Origin of the sequence: Rhizobium sp. CB3060 (genome assembly GCF_025200735.1) — a bacterium.
GTDB lineage: Bacteria > Pseudomonadota > Alphaproteobacteria > Rhizobiales > Rhizobiaceae > Rhizobium.
In genome coordinates this window covers 2,099,856-2,119,173 of the sequence record NZ_CP104158.1, presented here as the reverse complement: position 1 = coordinate 2,119,173, position 19,318 = coordinate 2,099,856, and the positions used below count along the sequence as shown (strand labels likewise).

Annotated in this window: 16 protein-coding genes; 8 read left to right on the top strand and 8 right to left on the bottom strand. The window is 59.8% G+C overall.

All coding sequences use genetic code 11. The features are described from left to right. Positions 1–379: 379 nt before the first annotated feature. Together N2601_RS10300 and trxB are read right to left on the bottom strand one after the other, a co-directional pair. A complete protein-coding gene (locus N2601_RS10300) occupies positions 380–1,276 on the bottom strand; it encodes a LysR family transcriptional regulator VtlR (RefSeq protein WP_104823709.1) in 897 nt (298 codons plus the stop codon). A 23-nt stretch (positions 1,277–1,299) separates the two neighbouring features. Next, positions 1,300–2,274, bottom strand: a complete 975-nt coding sequence (gene trxB / locus N2601_RS10295) for a thioredoxin-disulfide reductase (RefSeq protein WP_104823708.1) — start codon at positions 2,272–2,274, stop codon at positions 1,300–1,302. Between the two features lie 241 nt (positions 2,275–2,515). On the opposite strand from trxB, the gene N2601_RS10290 reads away from it, so the two are divergent. The 3 genes from N2601_RS10290 to N2601_RS10280 are packed head-to-tail and all read left to right on the top strand — an operon-like array spanning position 2,516 to position 4,828. Next, positions 2,516–2,983 carry an Lrp/AsnC family transcriptional regulator gene (locus N2601_RS10290; RefSeq protein WP_104823707.1) on the top strand — a complete coding sequence of 156 codons (468 nt, stop codon included), beginning with the start codon at positions 2,516–2,518 and terminating at the stop codon, positions 2,981–2,983. Between the two features lie 3 nt (positions 2,984–2,986). After that, on the top strand, positions 2,987–3,895 hold the full coding sequence (locus tag N2601_RS10285; RefSeq protein WP_104823706.1) for a glycosyl transferase: 909 nt from the start codon (positions 2,987–2,989) through the stop codon (positions 3,893–3,895). Between the two features lie 18 nt (positions 3,896–3,913). Then, positions 3,914–4,828 (top strand): glycosyltransferase family 92 protein, encoded by a 915-nt coding sequence (locus N2601_RS10280; RefSeq protein WP_104823705.1) that lies wholly within the window; start codon positions 3,914–3,916, stop codon positions 4,826–4,828. A gap of 9 nt (positions 4,829–4,837) precedes the next feature. Here N2601_RS10280 and N2601_RS10275 read toward each other — a convergent pair whose 3' ends face one another. The 5 genes from N2601_RS10275 to N2601_RS10255 all read right to left on the bottom strand — a co-directional run bounded on the left by N2601_RS10275 (position 4,838) and on the right by N2601_RS10255 (position 12,311). Further along, a complete protein-coding gene (locus N2601_RS10275) occupies positions 4,838–5,917 on the bottom strand; it encodes a glycosyltransferase family 4 protein (protein WP_104823704.1) in 1,080 nt (359 codons plus the stop codon). Positions 5,918–5,923: 6 nt separating this feature from the next. Further along, positions 5,924–6,400 (bottom strand): transcription elongation factor GreA, encoded by a 477-nt coding sequence (greA, locus tag N2601_RS10270; protein ID WP_028751624.1) that lies wholly within the window; start codon positions 6,398–6,400, stop codon positions 5,924–5,926. A gap of 417 nt (positions 6,401–6,817) precedes the next feature. Further along, a complete protein-coding gene (gene carB, locus N2601_RS10265) occupies positions 6,818–10,303 on the bottom strand; it encodes a carbamoyl-phosphate synthase large subunit (protein WP_104823703.1) in 3,486 nt (1,161 codons plus the stop codon). A gap of 235 nt (positions 10,304–10,538) precedes the next feature. Then, the gene (locus tag N2601_RS10260) at positions 10,539–11,708 is read right to left on the bottom strand and encodes a glutathionylspermidine synthase family protein (RefSeq protein WP_104823702.1); all 1,170 of its coding nucleotides are present in this window, start codon (positions 11,706–11,708) and stop codon (positions 10,539–10,541) included. A gap of 12 nt (positions 11,709–11,720) precedes the next feature. Continuing rightward, a complete protein-coding gene (locus N2601_RS10255) occupies positions 11,721–12,311 on the bottom strand; it encodes a DUF1190 domain-containing protein (RefSeq protein WP_158704479.1) in 591 nt (196 codons plus the stop codon). A gap of 346 nt (positions 12,312–12,657) precedes the next feature. On the opposite strand from N2601_RS10255, the gene ypfJ reads away from it, so the two are divergent. Beyond that, entirely contained in the window at positions 12,658–13,578 is a 921-nt protein-coding gene (gene ypfJ / locus N2601_RS10250) for a KPN_02809 family neutral zinc metallopeptidase (protein WP_104823700.1), read from the top strand. A gap of 40 nt (positions 13,579–13,618) precedes the next feature. On the opposite strand, the gene N2601_RS10245 is transcribed toward ypfJ, so the two are convergent. Next, complete coding sequence (locus N2601_RS10245) at positions 13,619–14,611, bottom strand: aldo/keto reductase (RefSeq protein WP_104823699.1); 993 nt, start codon at positions 14,609–14,611, stop codon at positions 13,619–13,621. Positions 14,612–14,726: 115 nt separating this feature from the next. On the opposite strand from N2601_RS10245, the gene N2601_RS10240 reads away from it, so the two are divergent. The 4 genes from N2601_RS10240 (at position 14,727) to N2601_RS10225 (ending at position 19,271) form a co-directional block, all read left to right on the top strand. Next, positions 14,727–15,638 carry a LysR family transcriptional regulator gene (locus N2601_RS10240; RefSeq protein WP_104823698.1) on the top strand — a complete coding sequence of 304 codons (912 nt, stop codon included), beginning with the start codon at positions 14,727–14,729 and terminating at the stop codon, positions 15,636–15,638. Positions 15,639–15,802: 164 nt separating this feature from the next. Further along, a complete protein-coding gene (locus N2601_RS10235; protein ID WP_104823697.1) occupies positions 15,803–17,059 on the top strand; it encodes a TCR/Tet family MFS transporter in 1,257 nt (418 codons plus the stop codon). A gap of 145 nt (positions 17,060–17,204) precedes the next feature. Next, positions 17,205–18,602 (top strand): MATE family efflux transporter, encoded by a 1,398-nt coding sequence (locus tag N2601_RS10230; RefSeq protein WP_104823696.1) that lies wholly within the window; start codon positions 17,205–17,207, stop codon positions 18,600–18,602. 96 nt (positions 18,603–18,698) lie between these two features. Further along, the gene (locus N2601_RS10225; RefSeq protein WP_104823695.1) at positions 18,699–19,271 is read left to right on the top strand and encodes an EVE domain-containing protein; all 573 of its coding nucleotides are present in this window, start codon (positions 18,699–18,701) and stop codon (positions 19,269–19,271) included. Positions 19,272–19,318: the final 47 nt, after the last annotated feature.

The window sequence follows — 19,318 nt, the reverse complement described above, 5'->3', positions numbered from 1 at the left end:
GGGGAACAGCTGCTGCGGTGGAACTGGGAGGAAAAGCCACCATGTGCATCAGCTATGTGCGGTATGATGCTAATTTGTGCAGTGCGCAATGCTTTTTTGTGCATGGCAGTTATGCGTTTGCGGCCTCTGCTGAAAAAGGGCAAAAAAAAGGGCCACCGGTAACAACCAGGGCCCTATAGGTATGAAGGTTAAAAACCTCCAGAGGGGAACAGCCAATGCGGTGGAACTGGGAGGAAAAGCCACCATATGCATCAGCTATGTGCGATATGGTAGTTAATTGGGCAGGCTTCAACTCTGTTTTGTGCATATCAGCCATGCGTCATACGCGTGACAGATATATTACGGCAAAAAACGCTTGTAACACAGAGTCTTAGCTCAACTAAAAGTTCCAGTTCCGTGCCTTGGCGACGATGAAATCCCGAAAAACCTTGAGCTTGGCGGCGTTTTTCATTTCGTCGGGATAGCAGAAATAGGTGTCGAAGGACGGCACGTCGGCATTGATCGCAAGCTGAATAAGGCCCGGATCGCGGCCGACGATGTAGTCCGGCAGTACGGCGATGCCGATACCGAGCAGGCAGGCGCGCTTGATCGACGTCTGGCTGTTGATCTGCAGATGTGGAACGCGCTTGTTGTCCGACGAGCGGCCGGCAATCTCCAGCCAATTGACGTCGAGCAAATAGTTCGGCGCCGGTTCGCCGAAACTGATGATGCGATGCTCGTCCAGAGCCTCCACCGACTGCGGTTCGCCATAGCGGTTGATGTAGGAGGGGGCGGCGTAGACATGCATATGGACGGTGAAGAGCTTGCGCTGGATCAAGTCCGATTGCTGCGGCTGGCGCAGTCGGATGGCGCAGTCCGCATGGCGCATGTTCACGTCCAGCTCCTCATTGTCGAGGATGAGCTGGATCGACATGTCGGGATAAAGCTGTAGGAATTCCTGGATCTTGTCGGTCAGCCAGCCCTGGCCGAGGCCGACGGTCGTCGTCACGCGCAGCTTGCCGCTCGGCTTATCGGTCGTTTCGGTCAATTGCATCTTGACCGTTTCGAGCTTCAAGAGAACGTCATGCGCGGTGCGATACAGCAATTCGCCCTGTTCGGTCAGGATCAGGCCGCGTGCGTGGCGGTGGAACAGCTTGATGCCGACGTCCTGCTCGAGCGCGCTGACCTGGCGGCTGATGGCGGATTGGGACAGATGCAATTTATCCGCCGCGTGCGTGAACGAGCCCGCTTCGGCAGCCGCGTGAAAGATACGCAGCTTGTCCCAATCCAATGGCATGCCGTTTCCCCTCATCGGCTGCATCACTCCGCAGCTACGGCGACGGGCATATGCCCGGTCAAGTAGCGTTCCGCCTCAAGCGCCGCCATGCAGCCCATCCCTGCTGCCGTGATCGCCTGCCGGAACGTATCGTCGGTCACATCACCGGCGGCATAGATGCCTTCGACGTTGGTCGCAGTCGAATCGGGTGCAGTCCAGAGATAGCCATTGTCCTTGAGCTTCAATTTGCCCTTGAAGAGTTCCGTTGCCGGTGCGTGGCCGATGGCGACAAACACGCCGTCTATCGTTACGTCGGTGACGACGCCCGTGCGGGTGTCGCGCAGGCGTGCGCCGGAAACCGACGGCGGCATCGGCGGCTTGGCCGGCGTGCCGGTGATTTCGGCAACCTCGGTATTCCAGAGAACCTTGACGTTTGCCTTGGCGAACAGGCGCTCCTGCAGGATCTTTTCGGCGCGGAACGAATCGCGGCGATGCACGACGGTGACCGACTTGGCGATATTGGAGAGATAGAGCGCTTCCTCGACGGCGCTGTTGCCGCCGCCGACCACGATCACATCCTTATTACGATAGAAGAAGCCGTCGCAGGTGGCGCAGGCGGAAACGCCAAAGCCCTGGAAATGCTGTTCGCTCTCGATGCCCAGCCATTTGGCCTTGGCGCCGGTCGCGATGATCAGCGTGTCGGCGGTCCAGACCTGACCGCTGTCGGTGCGCGCGACAAAGGGGCGCTTGGTGGTATCGACTTCGGTGACGAGATCGTTGACGATTTCCGCGCCGACATGCTGGGCCTGCAGCAGCATCTGTTCCATCAGCCACGGGCCCTGGATCGGATCGGCAAAGCCCGGATAGTTTTCGACATCCGTGGTGATCATAAGCTGGCCGCCCTGTTCGAGGCCGGCGATCAGAACCGGCTTCAGCATGGCTCTCGCGGCATAAACGGCGGCCGTATAGCCGGCGGGGCCGGAACCGATGATGAGCACCTTGGTATGGCGGGCAGGCATGTGTAGTCCTTTCAATCTAAGCGCTTCGGGAAGCCGCGGCTTCAAACGGGCAAAAGCAGGCGATTTCACGATCCGCCGCCTCATTTATGATTGTCGCATGCATTTATTCAAGGGCAGCCTTGCATTACTAACAGAGCAAATCTGCTTTGTGTAAGATTCGGTCACGCGCGGGAAACTTTCTTGCGTATTTTCGCGCTTTATATAGAAGCTGCCGGTTGGGAATTAAAGAAAGGCAAGAAAAGTGCTGCGGGCTGAACTCGACGCCATCGATATCAAGATCTTGCGGGAACTCCAGCGCGACGGGCGCATGACCAATGTCGAACTCGCCGATCGCGTCGGCATCTCCGCGCCGCCCTGTCTGCGCCGGGTGCGCAAGCTGGAGGAGGCCGGCGTCATCGAGGGCTACCATGCGATGCTGAACAGCCCAAAGCTCGGCTTCGATCTCGTTGCCTTCTGCATGGTCGGTCTCAAGCATCAGTCGGAGGCCAATCTCAAAGCCTTCGCCGCTGTGACAGCCGAGTGGCCGCTCGTGCGGCAGGCATGGATGGTTTCCGGCGACAGCGATTTCCTGCTGCATTGCGTCGCCGAAAACCTCACCCGGTTCCAGGATTTCGTCATCGAGGTGCTGACGGCGAACGAGCATGTCGATACGGTGCGCACCATGCTGACCATCCGGCAGGTGAAGAAACTCGGGCTGGTGGAGCTCTAGGATATGGCGGACCGCCCCTGGCACCGATCGTTGATCAAGACGGGTGCGCGCTTGCTGCTCGGCGGTTCGCGCGCCCATGCGCAGGACTGGTTTCCAGGGCTCAACATCGTGCGGGCAAACGGGGTAGGCGAGGTCTATTACCGACGTGCCAAGGTCGCGGCCCTTTCTCCCATCGACCGGCTGCGCAAACAGTCCGGTCAAATCATCCATATCGTCGGCTCCGGCCCATCGATCCGCGACTGCGATCTGACCGGACTTGAGAAGGGCAGCGCGATCCTGCTGAACGGCGCTATCGGGTTGATCGATGAGCAGATTGCCGCGCCGCTTGCCATCGCCGTTGAGGACGAGCGTTTCGTCTGGCGGCATTCCGAGATGATGCGGCGCAGGATCACGTCCGATACGATTTGCCTGTTTTCGGTCGCCGTGCTGCGGGCGATCTCGGAATTTGACAGCCGTTGGCTGGCGGATAAGACGATCATCCTGATCGACGATATCCGCAAGCCTTACGGCGTGCGCCGCCGCTCCATCGATGACATCAGAAGGCTCGATTTCGTGCGGCTCAACGCAACGGGCTCCGCCGGATTTTCCTTCGCGCCGGATCGCGGTGTTTTCCAGGGTGGCTCGGTCGCGGTATCGGCGCTGCAGTTCGCGCTTTATTGCTCGCCCCGAACGATCGGCTTTCTCGGTATCGATATTTCCAATGCCGGTGAGCCCCGGTTTTATGAGACCAGCGACGAGACCGCCTTTTCTGGCATTGCCCAGGCCGAAGACCGCATTCTTGAGCATTTTGTTCTGGCAAAGGAAATCGCGTCGGAGCGAGGCGTGACGTTTGTCAATTATTCGCCGGTTTCGGCGCTATTGAAGCACGGATTTGGCTACGATGCGCGGTTTGCCGCGGTATCGACGATCTGAGTTGCGGGGAACGGACGCATGGGTTGGTTGAAGCCCAAGATATCGGATGCGAAGCGGCTTACAATCGATCCGCCGAAGCCGCAGGCGGGCCGACACGGCATCGCGATTGCCGTTTGCGTCAAGGATGAGGCGCGCTATATCGAGGAATGGATACGCTTCCACCAAGCTGTCGGCATTCGTCACTTCTATATCTATGACAATGGCTCGACGGACGAGACCCTCGCTATTCTACGTGGCCTCCTCGATGCCGACACGCTGACGATCATCCCTTGGATCGGACGTATGACCGATGCAACCACGGGGGCGCCCCTGAACGGTCAGGTCATCGTCTTCGCCCACGCCATCCTCAATTTCGGCGGCGCATATCGCTGGATGGCCTTCATCGATGTCGACGAATTCCTGTTGCCGAAGGAAGGGCGAACGGTCGAGGAGGCGCTAGCGGCAGTCGGCGATTTTCCAAATGTCTCGTTGCCATGGCATATGTTCGCGACGAGCGGTCACGAGAAGCGGCCCGACGGTCCGCTGGCGCTGAACTACACGATGCGCGGTGCCGATCCGATGACGAACAAGGAAAATGTCAGCAATTTCAAATGCATCGTTGATCCCTGCGAGGTGACGGAAGTCACGGTGCATCAGTTTCAGACGCGATCATTCGGCGATCTGACGGCGAATGATGCCGGAAAGCGTTTCACGCGCCGCGCACGGAAATCGCCGGATTTCTATTCGAACCGGTTCCTGCAACTCAATCACTACTACACCAAATCCCGTGAAGAGCTGATGGCCAAGCTGGCGCGCGGATGGACCTACGATGCCTCGCCGACCAAGTACCGGGACAAGGTCTTGTCGATCGTCAAAAGCATTGAGAAAGATCTGGTCGAGGACCGGGCGATGATCGATTTCGTCGAGCGCAACCGCATCGATCTCGGCCAATAGGCCCTCGCTTCAGCGGGCGCCGCCGAGCAATTGCCGATAGATGTCGCCGATCGCTGTCGCTTCCTTTTCCAAGGCGAACTCGCTACGTACGTGACGCACTGCGTTTTCCCCTTGGCTGAGCGCTTCTTCGGGATTGGCGAGATAGAAGTCGATCGCTTTCGTCAGCGCTTCGCCATCGCCGGCGGGTACGATCGCGCCGGTTTCTCCGGGTACGATCAATTCGGCATAAGCGCCCGCGTCGGAGGCGACGACGGCGGTGCGTGAGGCCATGGCCTCCAGCGGCGTCAGGCCGAAGCCTTCATTGCGGGAAGGGGCGACATACAGCGTCGCGCGTCGATACCAGGGCCTGATATCGTCGACTTCACCGAGAAAGCGGATGCGATCGGTGAGGCCGGCGGCGGCTACCATCTTCACCAATTCGTCGCCGAAGCCGCGATGCTCCGCAGTTACCCGGCCACAGACGACGGCGGTCCAGTCCGGATAGCGCGGCAGAAGCTCGATCATCGCCTTGACGAAGAGATCCGTCCCCTTCTGGTGGCGAACGCGGCCGAAGCAGCCGATCAGATAGGTGCCGGGCAGACCGGTGGAGGCCATGCGATCATGCGGCACTTCCGGCGGATGAAACATCTTCAGGTCGATGCCGTGCTGGATGACCGTGTGCGGCACCTGCAAAAAGCTGCCGGAGCGCGCGCTGGTGGCGATCACGGCGTCCATGCGGCGGATCAGCCAGCGCGTGTAGGCAGTGTGCCGGCGCTGAGCTGCCGAGGTGAAGACCAGCTTCAGCGGCATGCGCAGCACGGAGCGCAACAACAGCCCGACCAGCATCTCGTTGTTGCGGCGGGCATGCCAGACACGAACACGGTGGCGGCGCGGCTTCATCCAGAGGCCGGGTATCCGCGCCCAGCCAAGCTTCGGCAGGTCTTCCGGCAGCCCTGGCCCGAGCGTGGCGATATGGCAGCCGAGTTCGAGCTGTTTCGGGATCAATTGCACGATCGTCGAGGTAACGCCGGAGAGCCGGCGTTTGAAGTTCGTCGCGATGACCTCGATTTCGCTGAGATCGCTTGAATGCGATGCGTCGCGATCGCGCACGGGCGATCAACCCCAGGAGACGGAGAGGATTTCGTAGGCCTTGGCGCCGCCGGGCGCGTTAACCTCGATCGAATCGCCAACCTCCTTACCGATCAGCGCACGGGCGATCGGGGAGGAGATGGAGATGCGGCCGGCCTTCACATCGGCTTCCTGGTCGCCGACGATCTGGTAGATCTTCTCTTCTTCGGTGTCCTCGTCGACGAGCTTCACCTTGGCGCCGAACTTGATCTTCGAACCGGACATCTTGGTGAGGTCGATGACTTCGGCGCGCGCCGTCAGGTCTTCAAGCTCGGTGATGCGGCCCTCGTTGTGGCTTTGGGCCTCCTTGGCGGCATGGTACTCGGCATTTTCGGAGAGGTCGCCATGGGCGCGGGCTTCCGAAATTGCCTCGATGATTCGCGGGCGCTCTTCCTGCTGACGCCAGCGCAGTTCTTCCTGCAGCTTGACGAACCCGTTCTGCGTCATCGGTACCTTTTCAACCATTTTTCTTGTCCTTCACTCCCTGCGTTGCTCTGTCGCAGACACAAAAAGAAAACAGGTCCCGAAGCGGTACTTCGGAACCATACAGAGCCATTATTCTGTCATCTATAGCAGATTGCGAAGGCCGATTTCCAGAAAATTCGGTGACTTATGGCAAGGCTGGTCTTGGCCGATACTTGCGGAAGCCTGATTTCAGGCACCCATCGACCGGCAGTTTGGCGGCGACGGACGACGCCAACCGCAGCCGTGGATTTAGGTTGTACCGTTGGAAATAATAGGCGGTTGTCCCAACGCCTGGCTCGGCGCGGCAGTCTTTCTTGAAGCTAAAGCCATAGCGTGCGTCTCCTCACTGACGAGGGGAGCGTGCGTTAAACAAAGATGACGAAGCCGTTATTCTGGCTCCGTCATCCCGAGCAGTTCTCAGAAATAATTCTGCAGAGGCCGGACTTCGAGGTTGCCGGCCTTCAGTGCCTTGATCGCCATGGCGGCGGCTTCCGCACCGGCCATGGTGGTGTAATAGGGCACCTTCTGCATCAGCGTCGCGCGGCGAAGCGACTTCGAGTCCGAGATCGCCTTGTTGCTGTCGGTCGTGTTGATGACGAGCTGGACCTGGCGGTTGCGGATGGCATCCTCGATATGCGGACGGCCTTCCAGAACCTTGTTGATCTTCGTCGCCTCGATGCCGTTTTCGGCCAGGTAACGCTGCGTGCCGCCGGTTGCGAGCACCTTGAAGCCCAGCTCGGTCAACATGCGGATGGCTGGCAGGACACGCGGCTTGTCGTCGTCGCGGACAGAAACGAAGACCGTTCCGTCGCGCGGCAACTCGACACCGGCGCCAAGCTGCGACTTGGCGAAAGCCAGCGCGAAATCCGTATCCAGGCCGATGACTTCGCCGGTCGAGCGCATTTCCGGGCCCAGCAGGGTGTCGACGCCCGGGAAGCGGGCAAAGGGGAAGACGGCTTCCTTGACGGCGATGTGCTTCAGCTTGCGCGGATCGGGCTTTTCGCCATAGGCGGCGAAGGTCGCATCCAGCTTTTCGCCGGCCATGACGCGGGCGGCGATCTTGGCGATCGGCGCGCCGATGGTCTTGGCGACGAAAGGCACGGTGCGCGAAGCGCGCGGGTTGACTTCGAGTACGTAGACGGTGTCGTCCTTGATGGCGAACTGCACGTTCATCAAGCCGCCGACGTTCAGCGCCTTGGCCATGGCCTTCGCCTGGCGCTCCAGCTCATCAATCATGGCGGGTGACAGTGTGCGCGGCGGCAGCGAGCAGGCCGAGTCGCCGGAGTGAATGCCGGCCTCTTCGATATGCTCCATGATCCCGGCAATGTAGGCGTCGGTGCCGTCGGAGAGGCAGTCGACGTCGACTTCGATGGCGTTGGTGAGATAACTGTCGAACAGCAGCGGGTTCTTGCCAAGCAGGGTGTTGATCTGGCCGGTCTTGTCGTTCGGATAGCGCGCCTTGATATCTTCCGGCACCAGTTCCGGCACGGTGTCGAGAAGATAGGTCTGCAGCATGCTTTCGGAATGAATGATCTGCATGGCGCGGCCGCCGAGCACGTAGGACGGGCGCACAACGAGCGGGAAGCCGATTTCGCCGGCAACGAGGCGAGCCTGCTCGACGGAATAGGCTATGCCATTGTTCGGCTGGTTGAGATCGAGCTTCATCAGCAGCTTCTGGAAGCGGTCGCGGTCTTCGGCAAGGTCGATCGCGTCCGGCGCGGTGCCGAGGATCGGGATGCCGTTCTTTTCCAGCGCTTCGGCGAGCTTCAGCGGCGTCTGGCCGCCGAACTGGACGATGACGCCGACCAGCTCGCCATTCTCCTGTTCCGCCTTGAGGATCTCGATCACGTCTTCGGCGGTCAGCGGCTCGAAATAGAGCCGGTCCGAAGTATCGTAGTCGGTCGAGACGGTTTCCGGGTTGCAATTGATCATGATCGCTTCATAGCCGGCATCCTTCAGGGCGAAGGCGGCGTGGCAGCAGCAATAGTCGAATTCGATCCCCTGGCCGATGCGGTTCGGACCGCCGCCGAGGATGACGACCTTCTTGCGATCGGAAACCTGCGCTTCCGTGCGGGCAGCACCGACGAAGGGCGTCTCATAGGTCGAATACATATAAGCGGTCGGCGAGGCGAACTCGGCGGCGCAGGTGTCGATGCGCTTGAAGACCGGACGGACGTTCAAGCCGTTGCGCAGTTCGGCAACTTCCTTCGGGCGTTTGCCTGTCAGCGTGGCGAGGCGCGCATCCGAGAAGCCCATGGCCTTCAGCATGCGCAGGTTGGCAGCATCTTCCGGCAGGCCATGTTCGCGGATGCGGGCTTCCATGTCGACGATCGCCTTGAATTGGGCGATGAACCACGGGTCGATCTTGCAACCTTCATGCACCTCTTCGGGCGACATGCCGAGGCGCAGTGCCTGGGCGACCATGCGAAGGCGGTCGGGAGTGGGGGTGCCGATGGCGGCGCGGATGGCGTTCTGGCTGCCTTCGCCCTCTTCGGTGCCGGGAATTTCGATCTCATCGAGACCGGTGAGGCCTGTTTCCAGGCCGCGAAGCGCCTTCTGCAGCGATTCCGCGAAGGTGCGGCCGATCGCCATGACTTCGCCGACCGATTTCATCGCGGTGGTCAGCACCGGCGAGGCACCGGGGAATTTCTCGAAGGCGAAGCGCGGAATTTTCGTGACGACGTAATCGATCGAGGGTTCGAAGGATGCCGGCGTCGCGCCGCCGGTGATGTCGTTTTCAAGTTCGTCCAGCGTATAGCCGATCGCCAGCTTGGCCGCGACCTTGGCGATCGGGAAACCGGTGGCTTTCGAGGCGAGGGCGGAGGAGCGCGACACGCGCGGGTTCATTTCGATGACGACGAGGCGGCCATCCTTCGGATTGACTGCGAACTGCACGTTCGAGCCGCCGGTCTCGACGCCGATCTCGCGCAGCACCGCGATCGAGGCGTTGCGCATGATCTGGTATTCTTTGTCCGTCAGCGTCAGTGCCGGAGCGACGGTGATCGAATCGCCGGTATGAACGCCCATCGGGTCGATGTTTTCGATCGAGCAGATGATGATGCAGTTGTCCGCCTTGTCGCGGACCACTTCCATCTCGAATTCTTTCCATCCGAGCACCGATTCTTCGATCAGCACTTCCGTGGTCGGCGAAGCATCGAGACCACCGCCGACGATCTCGAAGAATTCCGAGCGGTTATAGGCAATGCCGCCGCCGGTGCCGCCGAGGGTGAAGGAAGGGCGGATGATGGCGGGCAGGCCGACATGATCAAGCGCCTGGGCGGCGACCGCCATGGCGTGGTTCATATAGCGCTGCTTGCGGTCGCTTTCGCCGAGGTTCCACTGGTTTTCCAGCTCGTCCAGCGCTTTGTCGAGCTCACCGCCGGAAAGCTGCGCCTTCAGCTTGGTGCGCTCAGCCTCATGCGTCTTGCGGTCAGCATCCTTGATGTCGGTGGCATTCGCCAGCATCGAGCGCGGGGTTTCGAGGCCGATGCGGGCCATGGCTTCGCGGAAGAGGGCGCGGTCTTCGGCCATATCGATGGCGGCGGGCTTGGCGCCGATCATCTCGACATTGTAGCGGTCGAGCACGCCCATGCGCTTCAGCGAAAGCGCCGTATTGAGCGCCGTCTGGCCGCCCATGGTCGGCAGCAGCGCATCCGGGCGCTCCTTGGCGATGATCTTGGCAACCACTTCCGGCGTGATCGGCTCGACATAGGTCGCGTCCGCCAGGCCCGGATCGGTCATGATCGTTGCCGGGTTGGAGTTGACGAGGATGACGCGGTAGCCTTCCTCCCTAAGCGCCTTGCAGGCCTGTGTGCCGGAATAATCGAACTCACAAGCCTGGCCAATGACAATCGGTCCTGCGCCGATAATGAGGATCGATTTGATATCTTGGCGCTTCGGCATGGGCTCACATCCGTTTTTTTGTTGCGCGAAAAACCGGCCAGGGTGGGAGATCACCGGCCGGGGCGCATGGGCATGTCTTTTCAGGCTAGAAGCGGCTTATAGGCAAATGTATTTGTAAACGGAACCCCATAAATCGCGGAATCGACAGGAATCGCGAGGAGAGGGTCGTTGCAGTGTTTGGCGCTATCGATGCGGGTCTTAACCGCCGGAACTCCGTCGCCCTCGCGAATATCCATCAATCCAATATATAGTGTGGCACAAAGCGCGAGGTGTCGCGTGTGACCGGCGTGTCGTCTTCGCGGATGCCGATGCCGGCCGGTTGTCCGGCGATGATCCAGGAGCCGATGACGGTCCAGTCGTCGCCGAAGCGGGGAAGGAGCCGCAGCGCCTGCCTGATATAGCCTTCCGCGCCATAGGGGCCGTCGACCCGATAATTGCCTCCATCCGCCTGATGGTTGACCAGCGTTACATTCGCGCCCTCGCGGGAGAGCAGCGGCTTGCGGACATATGTCTCGCCAAGGGTTTCGGCGCGGGGATCGTCATCGAAATAGGCGGGAAGCAGATTTTCATGATTGGGGAACATGTCCCATAGAACCGGCAACAGTCCCTTGTTCGAAAGCGTCAATTTCCACAGGGGCTCGATCACCCTGGTCGGCGTCGCCGGCAGATGGCGACCGAAGGGCTCGCGCACCATGTCTTCCAGCGGATAAAGCTTGAACAGGCAATCGACGCGCCGATCCTGCAAGTCGGTCAGCCAATGTTTGGCATCGACGCCGATATCGGCCATGCCGAGCAGCGTCGTCTCGCACCCTGCCTGGGCGGCGCAGTCGACGAGGTAGTTCAGTGTCACCAAATCCTCTTCCGATTCCAGAACGCCGGCGAAATGCATTCGTCTGGATGGGCCGGCGAGAAACCGCAGGGCATCGATCAGTCGCTCATGGATCGAGTTGAATTGGTCGGCGGTCCGCGGGATTTCCCCGCGCGCCTTCATGTCCTCCAGCCATTGCCACTGGAAGACGGCGCTTTCGAACAGGCTCGTGGGGGTATCGGCATTGAATTCCAAAAGTTTCGCTGGTCCGTCGCCGCCGTAAGCGAGGTCGAAGCGGCCATAGAGATCGTGCTCCCGGTTGCGCCACGACCGGACGACTGCGTCGTGATATTCCGGCGGGATCGCCATGCGGGACATCAGACCGGCATCGGCAACGATCCGGTCGACCGCGCCGTAGCACATTTGCAAGAGCGTGGCGGACGGGTCCTCGAGCCTGGTTTCGATCTCGTCCAGTGTGAAGACGTAGGCATGGCGCTCGTCCCAATAGCGCTCGCCGTACATGGAGTGGATGGAAAAGCCGCAGGCCTCGGCATCGGCCTGCCAATCTGGTCTTTCGCTGACGACCACACGTTTCATTGACGGATTTCCTCAACTCGAAAGGTGAAAACCGCGGAAGCCCCAGCCGCCGCGTTCCGCCGTTGTCGTCGAACTGGCCGAACGTTCAGAAAACCAGCGTCCGGATCCACCGCCGCCGCCCCCGCCACCGCCGGATGACGAAGAATAGGAGGGCTGGGTGTCGTCATCCTTCTTTCTCGGCGCATAATCGCGATTTGTGATCGGCGTGCTGTTGGCGAGGCTTCGCCCGGCGGCGGTTCTGAAATCGCTACTGCCGCGCGGTTGGTATAGTGCATTGGCATTGTAGGTCTGTGCGGTGTTGCCGACGACGTAGCCGGCCATGAAAGGAATAAAATGGCCCAAGCCGGCACGGTGAGCGTCTGTCGTAGGCTGGCAATCGTTGACGCCATAGTCCTTTTCACATGCGGCGGCCGTCTCGTAGGCCGGCGCATTCTGAAGACGCTCTTTTTCCGCTGCGGCAAAATCGGATCGACATCTCTCCGCCGTAAAGATGTCGTCGGCGATGCAGGCATCGACGTCCTTGTAAATCTTGGCGGTGTTACTGTCCTTCTGGCCACAGCCCGTCAGCGCCGCCGTTCCCATCAGCAGCAGTGACACACTCATCGATCGTTTCATCAAACCCTCGGCGCATAGCGCATATGTTCACGCGCCTTTACACTTCAATTATGACGTGCATGTACTTACTCAACCGCAATGTACCGCGAAACGCGGAATTGCGGTTGTCCACATGGTTATAAAATGCAACGTAAAGAATATTGGCGCGTCCAAAGACGTAGGTGGGCGCCTGAGATATTTAAAGAATATCCGCCCAGTTTTTGTTGCTGTCTAAGGCCCGAAAGACACGATGGTGAAAATTTTCTTTCCGCTTTTCATAATTTAAAGTGGCACGATATATCTCAGAATGCGTTAGAGTCTTTTGTTAGGGACCTGCATCGCCGGGAGGTGCAATATGGATTGGAAGGGGCGTCGGCAATCCGACAATATCGAGGATGAGCGTGGCTCATCGCCGATGAGCGGCGGCACGGGTGGCGGCGGCTTCCGATTCCCCGGCGGAGGTATCGGCGGCGGCGGTTTGAGTTTCCGCACCATTATCGTACTCGTCGTGATTTTCCTGATCCTGAGGGCGATGGGCGTCGACGTTATCGGCCTGCTACAGCAAAGCGGCATGTTGGAAGGTGGTGGATCTGGTTACGAGCAGAGCGATTCCCGTGGCGGCAATGCTCCGCCCGCCAATGACGAGATGAAGCAGTTCGTCGCAACGGTGCTCGCCGACACAGAAGACACCTGGACCGGCATCTTCAAGTCGATGGGCCAGACCTATACGGATCCGAAGCTGGTGCTGTTCTCCGGCAGTTTCCCCTCGGCTTGCGGGCAAGCTTCGGCGGCCACCGGCCCCTTCTATTGCCCGAGCGATCAGAAGGTCTATCTCGACATGGCCTTCTTCAAGCAGATGAAGGACCAGTTCGGCGCAGCCGGCGATTTCGCCCAGGCCTATGTCATTGCGCATGAAGTCGGCCATCATGTTCAGGACCAGCTCGGCATTCTGCCGAAGTTCAATCAGGCCCGCCAAACCATGAGCGAGGCAGATGCCAACAAGTTGTCAGTGCGGATCGAGCTTCAAGCCGATTGCCTTGCCGGCATCTGGGGCAAGTTCACGCAGCAGAAAGGCATTCTGCAGGAAGGCGACCTCGAAGAGGCGCTGAATGCCGCGCAGCAGATCGGCGACGATACGCTGCAGAAGCGCAGCCAGGGTTATGTTGTTCCGGATAGTTTCAACCACGGCACCTCGGCCCAGCGTGTGAAATGGTTCAAGCAGGGCTTCGACTCCGGCAAGCTCAGCAACTGCGATACGCTGAACAATCCGGTTTAAACGGAAATACCTTCTCCCGGCGGGGAGAAGGTGACGTTTCCTACTTCTCGCTATCCATATGCGCCAACTGCGCTTCCGGATAGCGACCGCCGGCGGCGGCGTCCTTCGGGACTGCGCGTTCGATCGCTGAGAAATCCGCTTCGGACAATTGGACGGATAACGAGCCGAGAGCCTCGGTCAGGCGATCGCGGCGGCGGGCACCAATGAGCGGGATGATGTCCGCGCCTTGGGCGTCGACCCAGGCGATGGCGATCTGGGCGACGCTAACGCCCTTGGCATCTGCGATCTGGCGCAGTGCTTCCACCAATTCCAGGTTCTTATCGACATTGCCCGCCTGGAAGCGCGGGCTCAAGGCGCGGAAGTCGCCTTTCTGCACCGCATCCTTCTGCCAGTGACCGCTGATCAGGCCGCGGGAGAGGACGCCGTAGGCGGTGATGCCGATGCCGAGTTCGCGGCAGGTGGGCAGGATCTGATCCTCGATGCCGCGCGAGATCAGCGAATATTCGATTTGCAGATCTGCGATCGGATGCACGGCCGCAGCACGGCGGATCGTATCGGCGCCGACCTCGGAGAGGCCGATATGCCTGATATAACCGGCCTTGATCAGATCGGCCATGGCGCCGACCTGCTCTTCGATCGGGACGTTCGGATCGAGGCGGGCAGGGCGGTAGATATCGATATGGTCAACGCCGAGGCGCTGCAGCGTATAGGCGAGAAAGTTGCGGATTGCGGCCGGACGGGCATCATAACCCAACCAGGCACCGGCGGGATCGCGCAAGGCGCCGAACTTGACGCTGAGCAGGAAATTGTCGCGCTTCAGACCTTTGATCGCTTCGCCGATCAACATTTCATTGTGGCCCATCCCATAGAAATCGCCGGTATCGAGTAGGTTGATGCCGGCGTCGAGGGCGGCGTGGATGGTGGCAATGCTCTCGGCGCGATCGGATGGTCCGTACATGCCGTACATGCCCATGCAGCCGAGGCCGATGGCGGACACTTCGGGGCCGGTCTTACCCAATTGACGCATCTGCATTTCAGGTCTCCTTCATCAGCGGCGCTCCAAGGGCGTCTTCGAGATTGGTTTTACTGCATTGGCTGTTGTGCGATAATCCGTGTAAATCGAAACAGGTTGTTTGGAATTTTGCATAATGAACGATTTGCCGCTTGCCGATCTCGATGCCTTTGCCGCTGTCACGCGCGAACGCAGTTTTCGTGAGGCGGCGCGGAAACGCCGTGTCTCCGCATCATCATTGAGCGAGGCGCTGCGGCGGCTCGAGGAGCGGCTCGGCGTGCGTCTGCTCAACCGTACCACCCGCAGCGTCACACCAACAGAGGCCGGCGAACGGCTCATCGAGCGGCTGGGACCGGCGATGGGCGAGATCGCCACCGCGCTTGACGATATCAACACATTTCGTGACAGTCCTGGCGGCACTCTGCGGCTCAATGTGCCGACCGTGGCAGCCATGGTCATCATGCCGGGCATCATCAACCGTTTCCTGAAAGCCTATCCGGGTATCTCGGTAGAAATCGTCGCCGAGGACAGTTTTATCGACGTGCTGGCGGCGGGCTATGATGCCGGTATTCGTTACGATGAGCGGCTGGAGCGCGACATGATCGCCGTTCCGATCGGGCCACGGGAGCAATGCTATGTCACCGCCGCGTCGCCGGCCTACCTTGCGGCAAATGGTACGCCCCAGCACCCGCGCGACATTCTCGACCATCGCTGTATCCGCCACCGTTTCCTCGGCAGCTCTGCCTTTCCCTGGGAGTTTGAAAGGAAGGACGAGAGGATCGTCATTTCGCCGCCCATGGTTCTCGCCACCAATTCCGTCGATATCGAGCGCAACGCCGCCTTGGAGGGACTTGGTATCATCCGAACCTTCAGGGAGTTCGTCGCGCCGCAGATTGCAAGCGGTGACCTCATACCGATTCTCGAAGACTGGGATACTGCTTTTCCCGGGCCATTTCTCTATTATGCCAGCCGCCGCCATATGCCGGCACCGCTTCGAGCCTTCGTCGATTTTCTCAAATTGGAGCAGCGGCGGATGAACGAGGGGTAGGGCGTCATCCTCATGTCAAAGATCAAAAAAATCGGTCGGTGAATCAGGAAGATTGAAGCGTTCACGCATTGTTTCCGGCAAAATCTTTAGGTAAGGGGGACGCTGCGGTTTTTCGTTCACGTTCTGTCTCTTCATGGAGATGGGGCCACCAATAGGCAAACTCCATGATCGATCAGAAATTCGTCCGTCGCGGCCTTTTCCTCGTCTTCGTCACCCTCTTCCTCGACGTCATCGGCATCGCCATCATCATGCCGGTCATGCCGAAATATCTGGAGGAACTGACGGGCGCTTCAGTCAGCGAGGCGGCAACCGATGGCGGCTGGCTATTGCTTGCCTATGCGGCCATGCAATTCCTGTTTTCGCCGCTGATCGGCAATTTGAGCGATCGTTTCGGTCGCCGCCCGATCTTGCTTGCCTCCGTGTTGACCTTCGCGATCGACAATTTCATCTGCGCCATTGCCGGCAGCTACTGGATATTGTTCGCCGGTCGCATCCTGGCCGGTGTCAGCGGAGCGAGTTTCTCGACATGCTCCGCCTATATCGCCGACATCAGCAATGACGAGAACCGGGCTAAGAATTTCGGCCTGATCGGCATGGCCTTCGGCGTGGGTTTTGTCCTTGGACCTGTGATCGGCGGTTTCCTTGGGGAATTCGGCCCGCGCGCGCCCTTTTACGGTGCAGCGGCGGTGGCCTTCATAAACTTTATCGGTGCCTATTTCCTCCTGCCGGAAACGCTGGAAGCGAGGAACCGCCGCCGTTTCGAATTTTGGCGCGCCAGTCCGCTCGGCGCATTGCGGCAAGTGGGCCGCTATCAGGGCCTTGGCTGGGTCTTCGTTGTCATGTTCTTCAACTGGCTGGCGCATGGCGTGTTTCCGGCGGTCTGGTCCTTCGTCAGCTCCTATCGTTATGAATGGACCTCGTTGGAAATCGGCCTTTCGCTCGGCACCTACGGCATCGGCATGGCGCTGGTGATGGGGCTGGCTCTGCCTCGCATCGTTTCGGTGCTCGGCGAATGGAAGACTGTGGTGTTCGGGCTTACCTTTTCCGGCATCGGCTTGCTGGGATATGCTTTCGCCTGGCAGGGCTGGATGGTCTATGCCGTGATCGTCGTCACCGTGATCGAAAACGTCTCGGACGCGCCGCTGCGCTCCATTGCGGCAAGCAAGGTGCCACCATCGGCGCAGGGCGAACTGCAAGGCGCTCTCGGCAGCTTGACCAGCATCACCGCCATCATAGGGCCGGTGCTGTTTCCCTACCTGTTCCGTTATTTTACCGACCCGTCCGCGCCCGTCGTTTTCGCCGGCGCCCCGTTCATCATGTCGGCGATCCTGATTGCAGCTGCGGTGATCGTCTTTGTCGCCAAGGTGCAGAAGAGTGAACCGAAAGCCGCGGCAGAGCCGGCTGTTCAGGAAGTGGCCTAAATATTCATCAGATATTTTGATGATACGATGAATTCTTCAGCATCGAGGCCCTGCCGGCTGGCTTTTCACGCAAAGTTGCGCTAAGCCGACGATCTTGCGCACCCTTGGGTAGGTGGTCTGCGCGTTCTTAAACCGAGTTTTCGAGATGGATATGCCGGTAGCTGCGCGCCCCTTCGCGCACGACAACAATAATTCGTGGTTTGCGCATCTCCGCGCCACCCTGGCGCTCGGCATCCCGCTGATCGGCGCGCAACTGGCGCAGCTTGGCATCAATACGACGGATGTGATGATCATCGGTCGTCTCGGTGCCGAGCAATTGGCCGCCATGGTTCTTGCCGGCCAGTTCCTGTTTACGATTCTGCTTTTCGGTTCCGGTTTTGCCATTGCCGTCGTGCCGTTGGTGGCGCAGGCCTATGGTCAGGGTGATGTCACCTCGGTTCGGCGGGCGCTGCGCATGGGCCTCTGGGCCGTTACCGTCTATTGGCTGATTGCGCAGCCGGCCTTTCTTTATTCCGAACAGATCCTATTGGCCGCCGGACAGAAGCCCGACGTGGCGAAGCTTGCCAGCGATTATATCGCCATCGGCCATTTCGCGGTGCTGCCGGGCTTGCTCTACAACGTCATCCGGGCCCTGGTCAGCGCCATGGGTCGGGCAGGCGTCATCCTTTATGTCACCCTCACTATGCTGGTGATGAACGCCGTGCTTGCCTATTGCCTGGTGCTCGGCCATTTCGGCATGCCGGCGCTCGGGCTGCGTGGTGCTGCCATGGTATCCGTTGCAGTGCAGACGGCGGGCTTTCTGTTCATCGTCGGCTATGTGCAGAGCCGCCAGGACACACGACGCTATGAAATCTTCGTCCGTCTTTGGCGGCCGGATTGGCATGCGTTGTGGGAAGTCGTTCGCCTTGGTTTTCCGATCAGCATCACGGTTTTGGCTGAAGTCAGCCTGTTCACGGCCGCTTCGCTGCTGATGGGTCAAATCGGCACGATCGAGCTTGCCGCGCATGGTATCGCACTGCAATGGGCGTCGATCGCCTTCATGATCCCGCTCGGCCTCAGCCAGGCGGCGACCGTGCGGGTCGGTGTCGCGCATGGACAGGGCGATCACTTCGGGCTGAAGCGGGCAGCCATCGTGGTGCTCATCGTTTCGAGTTGTATTGCGTTCTGCGGCAGCATCCTGTTCGCGACAGCGCCATCCTGGCTCGGAAGCTGGTTCCTTGACGTCAAGTCGGTCGATGCGCCGCAGGTGCTTGCCTATGCGGCGCCGCTGATCGTCGTGGCTGGCCTGTTCCAACTCGTCGACGGCCTGCAGGTGGTCGCCAGTGGTCTGCTGCGTGGCCTGAAGGATGCGCGCGTGCCGATGATCATGGCGCTGATCGCCTATTGGCCGATCGGTTTCTTCCTGGCCTGGCTGCTGGCCTTCCCGCTTGGCTTCGGCGGGATCGGCATCTGGATCGGCTTTTTGCTCGGCCTTGGCTCGGCCGCGACCATGCTCTGCGCGCGATTCTATATCCTGATGCGCTCCGAGAAATTGGCCGGCTGAAGCCCGGCCAATTTTGATATCTGGCGACGAGACTGCTGACAAAAATTGACAGCATGTTCGTCTATAGTCATCTCATACCAACGACGGGAGATGACCATGACATTCAAAGCAAGCGATCATATTGATGCCGCGCTTTTCCCGCGGGAAGATTCCTCTGATCAGGGCAAGATGGTTCGCCTCTTCCCGCACGCCAATGCGTCCGGCCGGCGGCCCGAGCCTGTGCAGAAATCCTATTGGCTGGCCGTTGCCAGCGCGGAACATGTTCGCCATGGGAAAGAGCAGGGCTTCATGCAGGTTTGCCACGGCAAACCGGGGCCGCTGAAGCGCATCAAGCCCGGTGACGGTATCATCTATTATTCTCCATCGATAACGATGGGAGGCAAGGACGGTTTCCAGAGCTTCACGGCCATTGGCTATGTCCGTGAGGGCGAGCCGTATCCGGCGCAGATGGATTGTGGAAAGGCCTATCGCCGCGATGTCGACTGGCTCGATGCGCCCGAACAGCCGCTCCGTCCATTGCTGGGCTGGCTGGATTTTACCCAAGACAAGAACTGGGGCTACAAACTGAGGTTCGGGCTTGTTGCCTTTGGCGCGTCCGATTTTGAATTCCTGCAGGAGATCATGACGAGCGAGTTGGAAGTCGTGAAGCAGCGTCGCCTGCAGGCGTAAGCCGATGTGAAGACATATTCCTCCCAAGTCGACACACAAAAAAAGCC

What these genes read in the sequence shown, in the direction of transcription:
- N2601_RS10300 (WP_104823709.1), bottom strand. Translation starts at nt 1,276, where the DNA reads ATGCCATTGGATTGGGACAAGCTGCGTATCTTTCACGCGGCTGCCGAA.
- trxB (WP_104823708.1), bottom strand. Translation starts at nt 2,274, where the DNA reads ATGCCTGCCCGCCATACCAAGGTGCTCATCATCGGTTCCGGCCCCGCC.
- N2601_RS10285 (WP_104823706.1), top strand. Translation starts at nt 2,987, where the DNA reads ATGGCGGACCGCCCCTGGCACCGATCGTTGATCAAGACGGGTGCGCGC.
- N2601_RS10280 (WP_104823705.1), top strand. Translation starts at nt 3,914, where the DNA reads ATGGGTTGGTTGAAGCCCAAGATATCGGATGCGAAGCGGCTTACAATC.
- greA (WP_028751624.1), bottom strand. Translation starts at nt 6,400, where the DNA reads ATGGTTGAAAAGGTACCGATGACGCAGAACGGGTTCGTCAAGCTGCAG.
- carB (WP_104823703.1), bottom strand. Translation starts at nt 10,303, where the DNA reads ATGCCGAAGCGCCAAGATATCAAATCGATCCTCATTATCGGCGCAGGA.
- N2601_RS10260 (WP_104823702.1), bottom strand. Translation starts at nt 11,708, where the DNA reads ATGAAACGTGTGGTCGTCAGCGAAAGACCAGATTGGCAGGCCGATGCC.
- N2601_RS10255 (WP_158704479.1), bottom strand. Translation starts at nt 12,311, where the DNA reads ATGAGTGTGTCACTGCTGCTGATGGGAACGGCGGCGCTGACGGGCTGT.
- ypfJ (WP_104823700.1), top strand. Translation starts at nt 12,658, where the DNA reads ATGGATTGGAAGGGGCGTCGGCAATCCGACAATATCGAGGATGAGCGT.
- N2601_RS10245 (WP_104823699.1), bottom strand. Translation starts at nt 14,611, where the DNA reads ATGCAGATGCGTCAATTGGGTAAGACCGGCCCCGAAGTGTCCGCCATC.
- N2601_RS10240 (WP_104823698.1), top strand. Translation starts at nt 14,727, where the DNA reads ATGAACGATTTGCCGCTTGCCGATCTCGATGCCTTTGCCGCTGTCACG.
- N2601_RS10235 (WP_104823697.1), top strand. Translation starts at nt 15,803, where the DNA reads ATGATCGATCAGAAATTCGTCCGTCGCGGCCTTTTCCTCGTCTTCGTC.
- N2601_RS10230 (WP_104823696.1), top strand. Translation starts at nt 17,205, where the DNA reads ATGGATATGCCGGTAGCTGCGCGCCCCTTCGCGCACGACAACAATAAT.
- N2601_RS10225 (WP_104823695.1), top strand. Translation starts at nt 18,699, where the DNA reads ATGACATTCAAAGCAAGCGATCATATTGATGCCGCGCTTTTCCCGCGG.